The 16,789-nt window shown below is 33.3% G+C and carries 19 protein-coding genes; 1 reads left to right on the top strand and 18 read right to left on the bottom strand.

Going from position 1 to position 16,789, the window contains the following annotated elements:
* Positions 1 to 318: 318 nt before the first annotated feature.
* The 6 genes from MUB35_RS28070 to MUB35_RS28045 all read right to left on the bottom strand — a co-directional run bounded on the left by MUB35_RS28070 (position 319) and on the right by MUB35_RS28045 (position 3,962).
* Positions 319 to 1,023 carry a sigma-70 family RNA polymerase sigma factor gene (locus MUB35_RS28070; protein WP_118486153.1) on the bottom strand — a complete coding sequence of 235 codons (705 nt, stop codon included), beginning with the start codon at positions 1,021 to 1,023 and terminating at the stop codon, positions 319 to 321.
* A 165-nt stretch (positions 1,024 to 1,188) separates the two neighbouring features.
* Positions 1,189 to 1,329, bottom strand: a complete 141-nt coding sequence (locus tag MUB35_RS28065) for a hypothetical protein (RefSeq protein WP_167338126.1) — start codon at positions 1,327 to 1,329, stop codon at positions 1,189 to 1,191.
* Between the two features lie 158 nt (positions 1,330 to 1,487).
* Complete coding sequence (locus tag MUB35_RS28060) at positions 1,488 to 1,844, bottom strand: helix-turn-helix domain-containing protein (protein WP_244807219.1); 357 nt, start codon at positions 1,842 to 1,844, stop codon at positions 1,488 to 1,490.
* A gap of 739 nt (positions 1,845 to 2,583) precedes the next feature.
* The gene (locus MUB35_RS28055; RefSeq protein ID WP_004612933.1) at positions 2,584 to 2,820 is read right to left on the bottom strand and encodes a hypothetical protein; all 237 of its coding nucleotides are present in this window, start codon (positions 2,818 to 2,820) and stop codon (positions 2,584 to 2,586) included.
* Positions 2,821 to 3,005: 185 nt separating this feature from the next.
* The gene (gene lexA / locus MUB35_RS28050; protein ID WP_270778358.1) at positions 3,006 to 3,572 is read right to left on the bottom strand and encodes a transcriptional repressor LexA; all 567 of its coding nucleotides are present in this window, start codon (positions 3,570 to 3,572) and stop codon (positions 3,006 to 3,008) included.
* A gap of 147 nt (positions 3,573 to 3,719) precedes the next feature.
* Positions 3,720 to 3,962: a helix-turn-helix domain-containing protein gene (locus tag MUB35_RS28045; protein ID WP_044987291.1), complete on the bottom strand. Its 243-nt coding sequence runs from the start codon at positions 3,960 to 3,962 to the stop codon at positions 3,720 to 3,722.
* Between the two features lie 149 nt (positions 3,963 to 4,111).
* Between MUB35_RS28045 and MUB35_RS28040 the strand changes: the two genes are divergently transcribed.
* Positions 4,112 to 4,468, top strand: a complete 357-nt coding sequence (locus MUB35_RS28040) for a hypothetical protein (protein WP_117456752.1) — start codon at positions 4,112 to 4,114, stop codon at positions 4,466 to 4,468.
* A gap of 45 nt (positions 4,469 to 4,513) precedes the next feature.
* Here MUB35_RS28040 and MUB35_RS28035 read toward each other — a convergent pair whose 3' ends face one another.
* The 12 genes from MUB35_RS28035 to MUB35_RS27980 form a co-directional block, all read right to left on the bottom strand.
* Positions 4,514 to 5,236 (bottom strand): hypothetical protein, encoded by a 723-nt coding sequence (locus tag MUB35_RS28035; RefSeq protein WP_004612937.1) that lies wholly within the window; start codon positions 5,234 to 5,236, stop codon positions 4,514 to 4,516.
* A gap of 83 nt (positions 5,237 to 5,319) precedes the next feature.
* A complete protein-coding gene (locus MUB35_RS28030) occupies positions 5,320 to 5,964 on the bottom strand; it encodes a VanZ family protein (protein ID WP_187002767.1) in 645 nt (214 codons plus the stop codon).
* A 16-nt stretch (positions 5,965 to 5,980) separates the two neighbouring features.
* Positions 5,981 to 6,919 (bottom strand): nucleotidyltransferase family protein, encoded by a 939-nt coding sequence (locus tag MUB35_RS28025; protein ID WP_187002766.1) that lies wholly within the window; start codon positions 6,917 to 6,919, stop codon positions 5,981 to 5,983.
* A 25-nt stretch (positions 6,920 to 6,944) separates the two neighbouring features.
* Positions 6,945 to 8,783, bottom strand: coding sequence for a glutamine--fructose-6-phosphate transaminase (isomerizing) (gene glmS, locus MUB35_RS28020; RefSeq protein WP_244807218.1), 1,839 nt, complete (start codon positions 8,781 to 8,783; stop codon positions 6,945 to 6,947).
* A gap of 98 nt (positions 8,784 to 8,881) precedes the next feature.
* Positions 8,882 to 9,076 carry a 4Fe-4S dicluster domain-containing protein gene (locus MUB35_RS28015; protein WP_055299463.1) on the bottom strand — a complete coding sequence of 65 codons (195 nt, stop codon included), beginning with the start codon at positions 9,074 to 9,076 and terminating at the stop codon, positions 8,882 to 8,884.
* 11 nt (positions 9,077 to 9,087) lie between these two features.
* Entirely contained in the window at positions 9,088 to 9,948 is an 861-nt protein-coding gene (locus tag MUB35_RS28010) for an acyltransferase family protein (RefSeq protein WP_055299465.1), read from the bottom strand.
* Between the two features lie 148 nt (positions 9,949 to 10,096).
* Entirely contained in the window at positions 10,097 to 11,101 is a 1,005-nt protein-coding gene (locus MUB35_RS28005; RefSeq protein WP_244807217.1) for a Coenzyme F420 hydrogenase/dehydrogenase, beta subunit C-terminal domain, read from the bottom strand.
* Positions 11,102 to 11,142: 41 nt separating this feature from the next.
* Entirely contained in the window at positions 11,143 to 12,000 is an 858-nt protein-coding gene (locus tag MUB35_RS28000) for an ATP-grasp fold amidoligase family protein (protein WP_187002764.1), read from the bottom strand.
* A gap of 16 nt (positions 12,001 to 12,016) precedes the next feature.
* The gene (locus tag MUB35_RS27995) at positions 12,017 to 13,417 is read right to left on the bottom strand and encodes a lipopolysaccharide biosynthesis protein (RefSeq protein ID WP_177387069.1); all 1,401 of its coding nucleotides are present in this window, start codon (positions 13,415 to 13,417) and stop codon (positions 12,017 to 12,019) included.
* 35 nt (positions 13,418 to 13,452) lie between these two features.
* Positions 13,453 to 14,562, bottom strand: coding sequence for a polysaccharide pyruvyl transferase family protein (locus MUB35_RS27990; RefSeq protein ID WP_187002763.1), 1,110 nt, complete (start codon positions 14,560 to 14,562; stop codon positions 13,453 to 13,455).
* A 62-nt stretch (positions 14,563 to 14,624) separates the two neighbouring features.
* Complete coding sequence (locus MUB35_RS27985; protein ID WP_244807216.1) at positions 14,625 to 15,563, bottom strand: glycosyltransferase family 2 protein; 939 nt, start codon at positions 15,561 to 15,563, stop codon at positions 14,625 to 14,627.
* Positions 15,553 to 16,743, bottom strand: coding sequence for an O-antigen ligase family protein (locus tag MUB35_RS27980; protein WP_187002761.1), 1,191 nt, complete (start codon positions 16,741 to 16,743; stop codon positions 15,553 to 15,555). Before MUB35_RS27980 ends, MUB35_RS27985 begins: the two co-directional genes overlap by 11 nt.
* Positions 16,744 to 16,789: the final 46 nt, after the last annotated feature.

Raw genomic sequence — 16,789 nt, 5'->3', positions numbered from 1 at the left:
TCAATCTCTCACTACAGGCAGCCAATACTGTGACTGCTTTATAGTGATGCTTTCATAATTGTTGAAAACATTTGTTGTCAAGGTTCAGTTTTTTGCTACGTGTTTTATTTTCGTAGCAAGGTACGGCGGATTGGGATTAAATCATTTAGAAATGTTGTCTTGAATGACTTTGCCCTCTTTCCACTAATCACAGGCGGCAGAGGGCAAAAGGTCAGAAAAATTTCAAAAAAATTTTTTAGAATATAAATGCTATTTAGAATTGAAAATTAACTTACAGGGAAACTGCTTTACACATGCAGCTTCCCCTTCTCATTTTACTTATCTTTTTTTGCCATCTTCATCATAATTTTTCTCTATTTTATTAAGAGCATATTTCAATATTTCTGTTACGGCATTTCTCTTTACTCCATTTTCCTTTGCAATCTGTTTATGTGTTTTCTGATTCCAGTAAAATTCCTGAACTACTTTTTTCTGCTTATCACTAAGTACACTCATCATCTCTTCTGCAATCTGCTGACGGTTCACACGTTCTTCTACATCCATCAATTCATCTTCCATTCCTTCAAAATCCTCAGAAATGCCATTGAATGAAATGCAGCGTCCCCGATCACGAGTAGCCAGATTATGTGCCAGCCGGTCCTCGCCAATCAGCATCAGACGCAGATACCATTCTTCCTTTTCAAAAAAGCTTTCCTCTAATTCACAGAAATACTTCTTCTCACGAAGTCCTGTCTCTGGATTCCAGGTATTATACTTCTCATCTTCTTTTCTCTTCTTTTCTGTCACAGAAGAATAACCATAACCAAGTTCCAGATTTACCGGGAATACCGTTGCTCTGTTTCCGATACCATAAACCGCATATCCGGACTGATATACGATAATATGTACCTCATTCACACCTGCTCCTGTTGTTTTATGAGCAACTACCGGTGATTCCCCTGTACGAAGCTGCTTCGGTGTAGGAAGTTTCTCTCCTCTCTTTGGTGTGTCGATCAGTTCTTTCAATGTTCTTAATGTCAGCATAATTGCCACCTTTCCCGCAGAAACCGGTGACAAAAAGAAAGGCAGCTAAGCTAAATAGACCCCGATTCCGCTAATTTTTTTTATTAGCGGAACCGAAGCTCCAACCTGCTGCCTTCTGTATGGAAAAATCTGCTGCACAATCACAGTGTTAAGATTCAACCAACATTATTTACTTCTATTTACTACTGATACGGTATCCGTCTTGTTCTCTTTTTCTTTCTGACGGATTTCCTTTAATACATCTGAATAATCACCAAAGGCATCGTAGGGACACCTGCGGCGAAACTCCAATTCTTCCTGCGTCATGAGCTTTTCCTCCTCCATTTGATGTAATAAAATTCTAACAAACATCTGTCCGAAACTCTTCACAGCCCATAATGTAATTTTTTATTATTTCACAATCTGCAATGTTGACATAAAAAAAGTGATATAAATAATCTCTATAAAAAAGATTACTTATATCACTATGTATTTGGTAAAAGCCGCTTCATACAGGGCATTACCATATTAAAAATAAGTTCTTGATCTGCCTCACTTAATTGTTTCATCATATGTTCAAATTCAAAAAATTTATTAGATTCTGTCTTTGCCTCACCCGGCAATAATTTGTTTGGTGTAACATCCAGTACTTCGGCTATACGAAACAGCTTTTCCAATTTCATTTCTGATTGAGCTGTTTCTATTAGGTAAATGGTATTCTGTGTTACACCTATTGCCTCAGCAAGTTCAAGCTGAGACATCTTTTTCTTTTCTCTGTAATGTCTGATCTTCCTTCCGACTTCCTGTAAGTTTTCAGATTTTGAGACTTGTGGCAATACCATTCACCTCCTTTGTAAATAAAAAATAACCCCAAAGCAAATAATTAGATTTAATCTAAAAATGGGCAGACTTCTAGCGTAATATTACACTAATCATCCTTACAATCATATTTTTGGTACAGCACCTAATAAATTGTTGCCATCTTAGTGCAGCGATTTATTAGATGCTGTACCAATTTTTTAATCCATTTCTTTGACTAAATTTTTCTAATTATTTGCTTTAGGGTTATATCTATTACATATACGGAGTTTGATACCCCTCACAAATCTCAACTGAATAAAAATATTTCCAAAAATCTTAAAATACGTCCATAAAAATTAATCTAATCCTTAATTTCATTGTCGCATTGTTATATCCCTCCTGCTATAAAATTTTGGAATTAATAAGTCATTAACTACCGAAAAAAATAAAGTTATTTGAAGTTATGTGGTAGTTAGAAATAGATTAACATACTTGTTATTTTTTGTCTAGTGTTTAAATGATTTAATCACTACTTAAAAAAAGAAAACCCGACAAAACACTATGCTTAATCGCTATGTTGATAATATATAGGTATACTATCTCCATAAACTTCCTGCATATGTTTTGCCGGGTTCCTGATGTTTCTGTGCCATCTCCAACACGTTCAGCAAACTCTTGAATATCCATGCTGTATGTGAAGATTCCTGCCGTCTAATATTACAGATTCACGGATATTCTCATTCCTGCATATTAAATTGTATCACTATACTTTACTTCTTCTCATTCTTCCGTATCCCGGAGAACTCCTACCAGATGTGACATATACATCTCTAAGCGATCAACTTCTTCCTTCGACCGCTTCTTATTCATATCAATGCCAACAACTACACCCAAATCTGCAAATGCTGTCAGCTCTCTATGACATCTCTGGCAACGTACCTCTGAATAGGTAAAAAGGCTTTTCTGGTTCACTTTGCCGCATACCGGGCATGTAACAAATAATGGTTCTTTGCTCATCAATAATCCTCCAAGTAATATCTACACAAACTATCACTCAAACGGATAAGGGAAATGAAAACCGTTGATGAGTTAATAGCAGGCGATTCCGTAGCACCGAAGCCATGCCACCTGCTATATGATCTTCCCCTGGGATTGGCTCTGACAATCTCATCGCAACCTACACCTGCTACTGTTCATGTCATCTACTCCAATGACTTGATCACATGAACAGCAACACCCTGAACAGTACAATTTTGTGTATAAATATCCGGGTACTTCGGATTCTCCGGATGCAACCGTACACACCTTCTTTCTGTATCAAGGAAAAACCGCTTTAATGTGGATTCATTATCTACAAGTGCTACAACAATGTCTCCATCCGAAGCTGTATTCTGCTTCCGAATTACAATCATATCTCCACTGTTGATACCTGCTCCAATCATAGAATCTCCACTGGCCCGCAAGATAAAGAACTCACCCTCTCCAAATAATGAAACAGGAAGAGAAACATATTCCTCAATATACTCTTCCTCCAGCTGCGGCATACCACAGGATACTGACCCAAGTACTGCCGCCGGCTTCGTAAGTAGAGATATTTTATTCGTTCTCTCAGTAACAATCTCCCCATTGCGGTAGCTTAACATTCCTCTGTCATTCATAGCAACAAGGTACTTGTATACTGTACTCTTGACTATACCGAGCGCATCTGCGATTTCGCTGGTATAAGGTGAACGATGATTCAGCAACTGAAACTGTTCTGCATAATCCATAATCTGCTTCATCAATTCTTCGCTTTTATGCCGCATCTTTTCACCTTACCTTTCTATCGGAAACGTTGCGTTTCTGATAGAAATAATTATACCGAACAAATTTTCGTAAGTCAATATGTTTTTTCAATTTTCCGAACATATTTTCTTTCATTCATCCTCAAATTCCATTTCGTTCATTTCTGGAAAATCCAGTAACTCAGAAACAGTCATATTAAATCCCATAGCAATCTTACGCAAAGTCTTCAGCTTTGGATTCTTTGTTTCTCCTCTCATCATACTATTAAGCGTTGATTGCGTAATCCCTGACAATGTAGCAAGTTTATTTGTCGTTATCCCTCTCTCAACACACAGATCAGTTAATCTCTTTATTATGGCATCTGAATACGTCATGCAAATTCTCCTTAAATCACAATATATATTCAGTATAAATGATTTCCCCTTCATTTATTAACGGTATACCGTTGACATTTCTGCAAACCGATGATAAATTAACGTTATACCGTTATTTACTTGTACAACTTTAAGGAGGAATTTATCTAATGAGCAAAAAAGAACAGAAACTAAAAAAGAATCTCTATAAAGCACTCACAGAATATTTCATTCATAATCCTAAAAACAATCTGACATCATCAGAAAGTTTTCTGGATCAGCTTGCAGCTTTTCGTATGGAAACAACATTACCTATTGCAATAAAGCACGATGTAAAATATCAAAAAGCTCAGAAAAAATGCAATAAAGCCAATGAAAAAATACGGGATCTTAATCTAACTCCTCAACAATGGGACACTGTTGATGCCGCTATCACTGCTGAAAACATTTCATCTATAGAATATATACGGGTTGCCTATAAACAAGGAATCATTGATGCATTTTCTATTTTACGAGAAACTCTTTAATATATCCATGTTAATCTAATCGCTTACAGACAATGAAGCAGGGATTTATCTCTGCTTTCCCATTTTCTTCTCTATTGCTTCCGGAACTCGGATTAAGCCAAATCGCCATAGTATCGGATAAATATATGAAACTCCTCTAATATCTCCAAGTGCCTTCGGCTTCTTCACTTCTTCTGAAATCCTCTTACTATTTTCAAACGCCAGCACCACACTACTCCAGGCAAGACTCTTACTTTTCTCTCGCCGGTCTATCAGCAACTCTCTGTTATACTCTCCGTTTTTACCAACCTTTAATTTATACCGGAACGGTAATCCTGTTGCCGTTTTAAATGGATACTCCTGAAATGCAATAACCGCTTGCCACAGATTTTCCTCTGATAGTGTTTCCTTTAGAAGCCGAACCTGCTCCTGTCTGATCTTATATGTCCGGCATCGTTCCGCATTTAGACTTATCTCTGTTGCATTATAAAGTCCCTTAGTGTAGGGCAAATAGGAATGAACTGATGCTCTGGAAAGACCCGTGAGTTTCATAATCTCCGAAATCTTTTTTCCTGACTGATGCAGATTATTAATTTCTGTACATATATCTGATGTGAACACATCAGCAGTAATAAGTAGCTTACGAAGTTTCAGCAGGCTAATATTTAACTCATCTGCCAGTGATCTTAAGGAAGCTGCTTCTTCATAGGCATCTCTTAATTCTTGAAGAAAATTATTAAATTGAAGTTCTGGATTATATTCTGGTTTCTTTTTTGGTCTTCCTGCCATTTTATAACTCCTATTTCCATGTGAATCCAATCAACTTGCACCTAAAACAGAGGATTCCCTGCTCCGGACTAATGCCCCGATTGCTATCCTCTGTTTCTTATTTTATTTTTTCGCTTTCCCTTTCGACAATATCCCAAATAATAGATGACACCACCTACTGCTCCACCAAGTGTATTATAGGTCAGATCTGATATTTGGAATGTTCCAAGATGGAATAATAGCTGAGTAAATTCTATCATAAAAGAAAATACTGCTACAACTTTTGTGGCTTTCCAAACGGTCTTTCCAAATCTAATATTCTCAGATTCATCAAGTAATTCTTTTCGAAATGCCCATAATAGTAAAATAGAAAATGGAACAAATAACATGAAATTCTCTATAGATTCTGTTGTAAACTGTCCATCTTCATATAATCCCCATCCTCCAAAAATCTTTCCAAGCGAATCAAACCATATCTCACGATTTAAAACTGTTCGGAGTAATATCATTGCTGTATAAAAAGCTAATAAGAATGTCCGGCGAAAATTTGAAGAACTTTTAAATGCTCTCCACCATGTTGCAAACATATTTCGGATAAAATTATTCTTTTTCCACCCATGCTCCTTACCATATAAATATAAGAACATTGTTAAAAAGGCAAGGAGAACGGCAGCCCAAAAGGGCTGATAAAGTGCTGATAATACATTATATACTATTTTATTAAATATTTCGATTATCTTACTTTCCATTGTTCTCCTTCACTGCTTATTTCAAATCTTCAAACAAATCTTTTTGATATACACCAGCTTCTATCAGCTTGGCAAATGATTTCACTACATAGTCTTTATCCTCTTTATAGGTTACCCCAAACCATTTGTCATTCGTATCTAACACTTTTACAGAAACTCTACCTGCCTGAAGAAGTTCGTCTATGTAGATTGGCAGTAAATATTCTGCTTTCATAATATCTTTGTTTCCCATATTTGCAAAGAACTCTTTAAATCCATCTTCTAAAATCTGCATGAATTCCGGTGTAAGTCCCCACATATTCATGGATGCGTAGGATTCAGCATTAATTGAAGTGAGCTGTCCATCGTTGTCTACTGCTGCACCCTCTGAAGTCTTGACAATATTGGAAGTTTCATGTACTGCTGTGAGATAACCTTCCTCATTTGTCTCACAAATTCCTCTAGTAACAGCACCATTCTCACTTAAAGTATTCTTTAAAATGAAACCTGCCATACAAAACTGATTCGCTTTTTCCGGTGTGTAGCCTACAAGGAAATCATGAAGCTTAACAAATGCTTCTTTTCCATAGTAGTCATCTGCATTGATAACTGCAAATGGCTCATGCAGGACTTCTTTACAAGCAAGAACAGCTTGTCCTGTTCCCCAAGGTTTGGTACGTCCTGCTGGAAGCTCCACACCTTCTGGAAGTTCATTTAATTCCTGATATGCGTAGGCAATCTCTACATCAAGATCTTTACAAATCTTTTCAATACGATCACCGATTGCTTCTTTAAAGGCATCCTTAATATCTTTACGGATAATAAAAACTATTTTGTTGAACCCTGCTTCTATTGCATCATGGATAGAATAATCCATGATGATTTCTCCATTTAAACCAACTGGAGCAAGTTGTTTGATTCCACCACCGAATCGGGAACCGATACCGGCAGCCATGATAACTAATGTTGTTTTCATAATTTGTTCTTTCCCTTAAAGATAATTATTCTACAGTTACACTTTTCGCCAGATTTCGTGGTTTATCTACATCCAAGCCTTTAGCTACACTGATGTAATATCCCAGTAACTGTAATGGAATCACTGCAAGTGATGTTGCAAAAAATGGATCTGTCTTTGGAATATAAACCGTAAAATCCACAGTGTCTTCAATATCATATCTTCCAAAAGTAGTTAACCCCATCAAATATGCTCCACGACTCTTACACTCCAACATATTAGAAATTGTTTTTTCATATAATTCTGACTGAGTTAATACACCAACTACCAAAATATCATCTTCAATTAAGGAAATTGTTCCATGTTTTAATTCTCCGGCAGCATATGCTTCTGAATGAATGTAGCTAATTTCTTTCATCTTTAAGCTACCTTCCATACAAATCGCATAATCAATGCCTCTTCCTACAAAAAATACATCATGTGCATTTACCTGCTTTGAAGCAAACCATTGAATACGTTCTTTATCCTTTAAAATCTTTTCAATTTTTTCTGGTAAAGTTTTTATCTCTCTAATAAGTTCAACATATCTTTCCTCTGAGATTTCTTCTCGAACTTTTGCAAATTGGATAGCCAACGCATACGTTGCAACAAGCTGTGTGCTATATGCTTTTGTTGTAGCAACAGCAATCTCTGGACCGGCTAAAGTATAAAATACTGAATCGGCTTCTCTAGCAATAGATGATCCAACTACATTTACAATTCCTAATGTTCGTACTCCTTTTTCCTTTGCCTCCCGAAGTGCTGCTAAACTATCTGCTGTTTCTCCCGACTGGCTTATAACTACTACCAAACCATTCTTGTCAAGCAATGGTTTTCTGTAACGAAACTCCGAACCAAGTTCTACACGAACAGGAATTTTTGCTAAATCTTCGATTACATATTGTGCTGCAATTCCAACATGGTAGGCTGATCCACATGCAACAATATACATCTGGCTAATCTTCTTTATATCTTCTTCTGAAAGACCAATATCTGTCAAATCAATAAAATTCTCTTTTACAACAGAATTAATTGTATCTCCCACAACTTTAGGCTGCTCATGGATTTCTTTCATCATAAAATGTTCGTATCCTGCTTTTTCAGCCGCTTCTGCGTTCCAGTCAATAGTTTTTAATTCTTTCTCAATTTCATCTCCATCAAGATTATAGAAAGTAATTTCGCCCTTCCTTACACGAGCCATCTCCATGTTACCAATATAATATACATTTCTTGTATATTTTAAAATAGCAGGTACATCAGATGCGATATAAGATTCTCCATCTTCAATACCAAGAATCATTGGACTATCTTTTCTTGCGACATAAATTTCTTCTGGATATTCATTAAACATTACGGCTAAAGCATATGAACCACGAATACGCACCATTGCATGATTAATTGCATCTACTGGTGTCCCCTCATATTTTTTATAATAGTAATCAACAAGCTTCACTGCGACTTCCGTATCAGTATCAGAATAGAATGCATAGCCCTTTCTTACAAGTTTCTCTTTCAATTCCTGATAATTCTCAATGATACCGTTATGTACTGCTACAACATTTCCATCATCACTTCTATGCGGATGAGCATTATTCTCTGATGGTTCTCCATGAGTTGCCCACCTAGTATGACCAATTCCACATGAACCAATTACTGCTTTCCCATCATTGGTTTTTTCAGCAAGAATTTTAAGTCGTCCCTTTGCTTTTATAATATCAACATCCCTATCTCCATCACGAACTGCAATTCCTGCAGAGTCATAACCACGATATTCTAACTTAGACAAACCATCTAATAAAATAGGTGCTGCCTGTTCTTTACCTGTAAATCCTACAATTCCACACATAATTATTTACTCCCTTTTACTTGTAATCTTGCCTTATGATAAATCTTATAGCAAAATTATTATCTTAGCTTTTACTTTATTGTTTCCCTCTTATTTTATTATGTTTCTTTAAATGGACATACCTTCAGACATTGATAGCATTTAATACACTTCTTTTCGTCTATCTGAGGATATTCAAATCCTTCTTCATCTTCAATCATTGAAATTGCCATTTGAGAACAAATTGCATAACAAGCGGTACACCCACAACATTCTTTTTTTTCTTTAAATAGTACAGGTATTTTCCTGTCCATCTTTTCCTCCTTTATACGCCTATTATATAAGCATGTTTTCCTAGTATTCTATGTGCCATCATAACGCACACTGTAGAAATCATGATTACAAATATTGCATTTATCGGAAATACATTTGCCATTGGAACTAACTTATTTAAGATTCTAATTATCAACATATGACACAGATATATTCCAAAAGAATTATCGCCCAAAACTTTTAAAAATTTTTTTAAAACAACTGGTTGCTCATTCAAATTTAAATCACCAGCTTCTATGTATATGTATGCACTTATACAAAAAAGCCCCGTTGTTATAATAGAACTCATTTTTAATTGTGTTGTCGCCATATCAAAGTTTCCCATCCAATACCAAATAAATCCTTCAACACCTTGAATTACCAATGAAAACAGGCACAAGTTAGTTAAACATTTTGGGGATAATTGTAAATTGATATACCCATTTTTTAAACTTACCCCTAAGTAATAAAATCCAAACCAAAAAACAAATAATTCACCCTGAAATGGAAAGCCTAATTCAATATTAAACCACAAGCTTATATAACGAATTAGAAAAATGCTAACGGGTGTTACAAACCACCCTAATTTAGAAAATCTACTTCGCAAAAGTTTAAACGTAACTGGTATTAATAGTACCATCTGTATATAAACCAGAATAAAATAATATATTCCATTACATTTTGACATGAAAACATCCGGTATAAAGGTATTTATTCTACGATTCACTATCGCAAATATAAATGACCAAATTATATAAGGAACAATTATTTTTTTAATTCTGCGATATATTATATCTCTATATACTCCATTTTCGTTTTCTTTGGTTAAATAACCAGAAAGAAATATAAACATACCTACTGCAAAATTAACCAATGGCCGAATTATTACTCCGTACCCCCCCCCCACGCATATGTATTATATGTATGGATAACAATTACTGCAATAATTGATAACCCTCGCATTATTTGTATTTTTTTATTCATTCTTCTCTCCCACATTGAACTGCATTAACATACCGTAATCAAGATTTGACTTTATACCCCCCCCCCCGTCTTGCTCTTTTAAGCACCGGTTTTAATATCTTCTTAATAGCATTTTTTATTCTTTGTTTTATTGGCAAAGATAAATAACTTTTTCTTAACTCTTCAAAATCCATTTTCTTCATATCTATAAAAAAAGTCTCTCTCTCTTTTGGTCTATAAACAGAACGGAACTCTGCTGGATTTTCTTTTGTAGCATCGTCATATTCTACTTCCATAACTTTTACAGATGACTTAGATATGAGCCTGTTAAATATTTTTTCTCCTTGATTCGTTCGAACAATTACCAAAGATGTTCCTTTACTATCATTCATTTCTGGAGCAATAGTGTCAATCCCCCAGAAATCTCCTATCGTTAAATCTGATAATCTTAATGTCTTTGCTTTACATTCATAGCAGGATGGTCTAAGGCAGAAATCACTTAAAAACATTTGCATATACGGGTCTTTGCTTTTAGAGATATAAACTTCTTTAGACGAACCATACTCCTTCATTCCAAAGTTTTCCCATCCTTGATCTTTACATCTAAAATTAACTTTCTCCATCTTGCCTTGCATTTTATTTTCCATATAACCTACATATTCTTTCCACAATGCAGGTGATGGAACCCCATGGCAAATAATATCAACACAAATAAGATTTTTATAATCTTTCTGAAGAAATTTCTTTAATCCATTAATTTGACATCCTGTTCCAGTAAATAAAACCAATCTATTTAACACTAAATTTTCACGAACATTCTTAAAAATATTTTTAATTTTAGCTTGTAAATATTTGGATCCCAGGAGTTTCTCTAAATCTTGCTTTTCTGTAATGCCAATATACTCAGCTTCTGTGCAAGATGCATTCATTGCAACTCCATAAACAATTCCTTTTTTTTCAAGAACCTCATTTGCCAACAAAGAAAAAATTGCACCTGAAGAGCTTTTCATCCTTATGTCATTGTCATAATATGCCGCATACGCTTTTTTTTCGTTTATCGCCATATTCTATCTCCCTCCAAACTGTAAATTTCCCCAAATACACCTTATTTAATCTTATCCAAATCCATGAGTTCTCCCCATTTCAAATCTGTCTCAAGCGTAATATCCGTATCAAAACCGCCTTGATCAAAAAAGGTCAGTTCTCCAAAATAAATTTGCCCATCTATATTATATAAATCCACTCTCATATGAACCAAATTCTCTGAGAGTTGTTCGGCAATCCTTATCATTTTTTCATAGTTTTCCGGTCTTTCCACATTTGATTCAGGTTCTAATTCCGGTTTTTGATATAATAAGCGATTCCACCCTTTATCATAAAAACGAAAAGTTGGATGTCCAGATGCCCTATTCGTACATACCATCACGCTATCCATTTTTCCATTAAACATAAAAAATTTATAATCATTTGGTACCGTATTCGTTATCATTTTTTCTGCTATAATCCGATGCTTCAAGTTTTTATATGGCCATTCTCTGCATAGATAATAATAATTATTTTTTAAACTCTTTTCCAATACATTTTTTGTTTTATCTATATCCATATTGTTTTTATCATTTATAAGTACTACTCCACCAGAATCATGTGTTGTTTTTAAAACAAAATTAGATGGCAATTTTGAAAAGTCTATATCTTCAAAACGATCCCACACACCGTAAGTAGGTATAACATATTGTTCACCAATTTTATCTGCAACATATTTTTTTGCCTCATATTTATCTACCATTATTTGGTAGTGTTCTTTTCGGTCATTTATTTTCAACCAATTAAGTTTTTCATTATAGGATCTTGGATTACTCAAATCCAGCTTTCTCTTCAATTTACTAAAAAAAACCATTCTTAAATAAATTGAATCCGGCAAGACTTTAGCTAAATTTACAAAAACTTTTTTATATAATTTCATATGTTTTTCCTTTCATTTACTTTCTTTTGACAAATTTATGAATTATCGCTTTCATTTCCTCACGATACATAAACGAAGTTATTATCAAAGAAACTATTCCAAATAAAAATGCCTGTATTTCACCAAATGAAATAAGAATAAGTGAATGTATGATTAGCAATACAAACGAAAAAATATTACGCTTGAAACTTATCCCTATGTTCATTTCTATTTTCATATCACGTGCCCTTATCAAAAGCACAGCAAAATATCCTAAACAAGTTCCAATCGCAATTCCCTGCATTCCAAGCGGCCTAACTAAAATAAAATTGAATAAAAGATTGGTCGCAGCACCTAATGCAGTTGTAATAAAAACTTTATTTGTTTTAGCCCCTACCGTATACACAACACTAAAGAAAGAAGCATAGCAACTAATAATTGTTGACACCGATAATAAAGGTACATATTCCCATGCTATGGCAAACTCTTTGCTCATAACGCCTACATAAACCGGCTTAATAAGCATAACAATTCCAATTGTAATAAATACCATTCCAAATGACGTAACATTGAAAACATTTTGATAAAATCCTTTTTTGTCTTCACTTGATTCAACCTCAATAGCAGACATTTGCCAGGCCTGAATAAACAAAGAATAGACCATATTTATGATTTGAGGTATTTTTAAAGCAAGTGAATATATTCCATTTGCACTATCCCCCAAAAAGTAATTGATAATATATTTGTCACCAGCTGCCATAATCCACCACATTAAACTGTTCGGGACTAACGGGATACTATATTTCAAAATCATTTTCAATATTTTTTTATCAATACATTTAAAGGAGACAACTTTAAAAAAATCACTGAATACAAGAATATATATTGTGCCAATAACTGCTGCTAACAACGTCGCATATAAATATCCAGCCATTCCCCACTTAAAAACTAAAAGAAAAAGTACATTGAATCCCAATGTCGTAGCTGTTGTAATTAGACCAAAAATTGTAAATTTTACATTCTGATTTATTGCCCGAAAATACTCACTATATATCTGATTAAATGTTCTAACAACTAGAAGAGCAACAAATATCCAAATATATTCATCAAATTTGAAAATCATTTTATACACTGGAGTAAATGCTATAGATATTGCAGCTCCAAATAAAAAAACTGCAAAGCAATTACTTGCTGCTTCTTTTGGCGTTAAGTCTTTTCCAAGAACAAAACGTATAAGTGCTTCATTAACCATCATAGTTGAAAATGGAATTACCATGCCTAATGACGTTATAAACAAATCAATTGTTCCATATTCTGCTGTTGTCAACACATATGTATATAATGGAACAATCAAAAAGGTTAATATTTTACTTCCAAAATTACCCACTGCAAAAATTGCGGTATTATATACTAATTTTTTATAATTATTCTCACTCATTTATTTAACCTCGCATTATCCTTTTTGTACTATCATTATTCATCTAATGCATGGTGAATAAATCTGTATGCCTTTTCCCTTTCCTTTTTTAACGACTGATTGGTTATTGAAAAATCATATTCAAACTTGACATCTTGAAAGTTTCCAGTATAATGCAGTTTTTCCAAATGAAATGTTTTTAATAAAGTGTTTATTCTACTTCCCATTCCTGTATGTTTCCCATTTCTATCAAATACTAGAAATGGTCTATTATATAAAATTGAGAAAACCGACGCATGAAACGAATCTGTACATACAAATTCAGCTGTTTTTATAAGATATACAAACTCAGACGGTCCACAACAATAAAATTCACTTTCTAAATTAGATAAATCAATAATTTCACAATCTTTTTCTGCTGCAATTTTATGTATAGCACTTATATATTCCTTTGTTTCAGTTCCCAAAAAATAGCAAACAATATATTTATCCGGAAGCATTTCCTTTGGTTTTTTTACAATTCGATCCCATTCTTCTTTTTGTAACATCATTGTTGGATCAATCAATATTTCTATGTCCTGGCGATTTGTTATTCTTTCTATAATATTTTTTGCGGCCTCCTCTCTTACTGATATTGCATCAAATTTCGAAATATACTGTTTCACTCTTCCTTTATAGTCTAACGGTATCTCTTCTATTCCGAATGATGCACTTATTGCAATCTTTTTTTTCTGAGTAAAAGTAAGCAAATCCAAATCACTCAGTCCACCATAAATCGGATTCCATATCTGATCTGAACCGACAAAATAGTAATCATATTTATCAAATTCTTGCAATCTTGAGAAAGAAAAAAAATGTTTTGAGTTTGCAATTTTTTTGTTAAATTCCAAAAAGTTTTTCTTTCTTTCTTTAGGATCTTTTGGATCAACGCAGTCCTTTATTTTGTCTCCTTTTAAAATATAACGGAACCAACCTTTTATGTATAATTTTATTACTTCAGTATGATTCACCTTATTGTTATTCAAACAAGGAACATTTACAATATTAACTGTATTTAATCCTTCTTTTTTCAGAATCTCTTGCACCGCATAGTTTTGTAGTTTATTTCCAAAATTTGAATTACCATACAGTGAAACGATTGCTGCTGTTTTTTTATTATTATTCATAATTAATCCTCTATATAAGTTCCTTATAGCCCAAAATATAACAATATATAATTTCAGCACTCTTATTCATACTTTTTTTTGCTAATCAATAAAAGTGTCCTATATATTAATATTTTAATATGTTTTTTCCCACTTGGTTTTATAACAACTTTATTTTTTTTCAAAATTCCAGCAATTTTTTGAATATTTTCATTTATTACCTTTGAATTATAAGAAGTATCATTTTTCACTCGTGCTTTCCAATACGTGGTAAAAAGAAGTGCCATCCATAATTCTAAACTATATCTAAGTGAGCTTCTCTCCAATTTTGCATGTACCATCAAAATCATCTTTAATGATCTTGCGAAAGATTCTGCCGTAGGTTTTGAAGATAATGAGGATGAATCAACATCATGATATATAGTATAATAACATTTAGATGAATAGAAATAATTATTGCATTTATCCAAATAGATATATGTGGTATATAAATCTTCAAATATAGTTGACTCATAAAACATATCTTCTGTTAATATACTTTTTCTAAAAATCTTTGCCCCCAAACCCGGTCTAACAACCTCATCTAATTCTTCAATATTGTGCAATCCTTCCCTAGTCTCATTGAATCCTGGAATAATATCTTTCGTATCGCCAATAATATCCTCTCTATCAAAAAAAAGAACATCTATTTTTTCATTTTTTTCAAACAAATCATTAATTTCTCTAAATACATCAGAAGTCGTAACCCAATCATCACTATCCACAAAGAAAAACAAATCTCCTGACGATTTTTCAAATCCAAATTTTCTTGTTAAACCTGGTCCCGTATTTTCTTTCGTGTACGCCTTGATTCTACTATCCATTTCTTGGTATTTTTTCATCAATAAATAACTATTGTCTTTTGAGCTATCATCCACTAATATTAATTCATAATCCTCATATGTTTGACTCAAAACAGACTGTACTAATTTATCTAAATATCTTTCTGCATTATATACAGGTACAATTACACTAATTTTCATACCTCTTCCTTTCCTTGTAAGCTTGTCCTAAAATAATTCCATATGCAACAGCTATTGGCTGTATAATATTTGATTCTTCAAAAAAATAACTAAACGCACTTAGGAAAATCGTAATAATCAATAACATCCCCATAACTGGAGCATACTTATTTTTTTCTCGTATAAACTTTATTTCTATAATAATTAAAAATAAAACGAATAATACTAATAATGATAAGCCTATTATTCCATAATCATATAGGTACTCTATGTAACTATTATGTGAAAAGCGAGAAAATCCGCCTGGTCTAAGACGATAATAAACACTTTGAAAACCATGTCCCCAAATTTTTTCTCTTAAATTTGACACATTAAATGCTTGAAGAGTAATCGCCCAAATAACATCTCGACCGCTCCCTCCATCCGTACTTAATTTTGAAAAACGGTCAAAAATCTCAAGCCCCGATCTATTTTCAAGATACAATACTGCTCCACTACCTATACAAATAGCAATAAAAAGATACATATATCTTTTCCATTTTTCTTTCAACGACCCTTGTATGTGTGCATCTAATACTAGCATCACGAATATCCCTAAAATTAATGCTATCGTACCAGTTCTTTTTGTTGATGCGACAGATATAGCAACACATAATAATATACACAAATTTCGCGAGTTCTTTCCTTTAACAAAAATGACAACCAGTGGCAATGCAGTTAAACAATAATATGTTAGAAATACTACCTGCCCTATATTTCCATTTCCTGCTAAATGTATTTTTATAAGGAATACAGAAATAAGACACATTATAAAGTAATATATTAATGTCTTATTTTCAGTATTTTTATTCATTTCATTATGACAAGTAAAGTTATAATACACAATAACACTTAACGGCCAAATAAATATATCAATTGGCGTATAAGGTAAATAAATTGAATCATTTAATATAGTAATTACACATTGATATACAACTAGAATCCCTAAAATCAAAGTAATACAATTTATTGATTTTCTTTTTAATGTTATCAATTCCTCCAAAAAATAACACAGCAAAACTATTGCCTGCATACCAAATCCCAAAAGTCTTATAGTGCTATTTTGGTTTGTTTGATATAGCATTTTAAGCATGATGGAAAAAAACAAACAGTTATATGATAACCACATTAAAATTTTATTAGGTTTTATTTTTAGTTCCACAAATATTCCTCCTGAATAAATGACCATTTCATAATTGAAATTATAA

The sequence above is a fragment of the Blautia sp. NSJ-175 genome, assembly GCF_022867815.1.
In the GTDB taxonomy this organism is placed as follows: domain Bacteria; phylum Bacillota; class Clostridia; order Lachnospirales; family Lachnospiraceae; genus Blautia; species Blautia celeris.
This window is presented reverse-complemented; position numbering and strand designations above follow the sequence as displayed.

Coding starts and splice junctions, on each gene's coding strand:
- MUB35_RS28070 (WP_118486153.1), bottom strand. CDS start 1,023: ATGCTGACATTAAGAACATTGAAAGAACTGATCGACACACCAAAGAGA.
- MUB35_RS28065 (WP_167338126.1), bottom strand. CDS start 1,329: ATGACGCAGGAAGAATTGGAGTTTCGCCGCAGGTGTCCCTACGATGCC.
- MUB35_RS28060 (WP_244807219.1), bottom strand. CDS start 1,844: ATGGTATTGCCACAAGTCTCAAAATCTGAAAACTTACAGGAAGTCGGA.
- MUB35_RS28055 (WP_004612933.1), bottom strand. CDS start 2,820: ATGAGCAAAGAACCATTATTTGTTACATGCCCGGTATGCGGCAAAGTG.
- lexA (WP_270778358.1), bottom strand. CDS start 3,572: ATGGATTATGCAGAACAGTTTCAGTTGCTGAATCATCGTTCACCTTAT.
- MUB35_RS28045 (WP_044987291.1), bottom strand. CDS start 3,962: ATGACGTATTCAGATGCCATAATAAAGAGATTAACTGATCTGTGTGTT.
- MUB35_RS28040 (WP_117456752.1), top strand. CDS start 4,112: ATGAGCAAAAAAGAACAGAAACTAAAAAAGAATCTCTATAAAGCACTC.
- MUB35_RS28035 (WP_004612937.1), bottom strand. CDS start 5,236: ATGGCAGGAAGACCAAAAAAGAAACCAGAATATAATCCAGAACTTCAA.
- MUB35_RS28030 (WP_187002767.1), bottom strand. CDS start 5,964: ATGGAAAGTAAGATAATCGAAATATTTAATAAAATAGTATATAATGTA.
- MUB35_RS28025 (WP_187002766.1), bottom strand. CDS start 6,919: ATGAAAACAACATTAGTTATCATGGCTGCCGGTATCGGTTCCCGATTC.
- glmS (WP_244807218.1), bottom strand. CDS start 8,783: ATGTGTGGAATTGTAGGATTTACAGGTAAAGAACAGGCAGCACCTATT.
- MUB35_RS28015 (WP_055299463.1), bottom strand. CDS start 9,076: ATGGACAGGAAAATACCTGTACTATTTAAAGAAAAAAAAGAATGTTGT.
- MUB35_RS28005 (WP_244807217.1), bottom strand. CDS start 11,101: ATGGCGATAAACGAAAAAAAAGCGTATGCGGCATATTATGACAATGAC.
- MUB35_RS28000 (WP_187002764.1), bottom strand. CDS start 12,000: ATGAAATTATATAAAAAAGTTTTTGTAAATTTAGCTAAAGTCTTGCCG.
- MUB35_RS27995 (WP_177387069.1), bottom strand. CDS start 13,417: ATGAGTGAGAATAATTATAAAAAATTAGTATATAATACCGCAATTTTT.
- MUB35_RS27990 (WP_187002763.1), bottom strand. CDS start 14,562: ATGAATAATAATAAAAAAACAGCAGCAATCGTTTCACTGTATGGTAAT.
- MUB35_RS27985 (WP_244807216.1), bottom strand. CDS start 15,563: ATGAAAATTAGTGTAATTGTACCTGTATATAATGCAGAAAGATATTTA.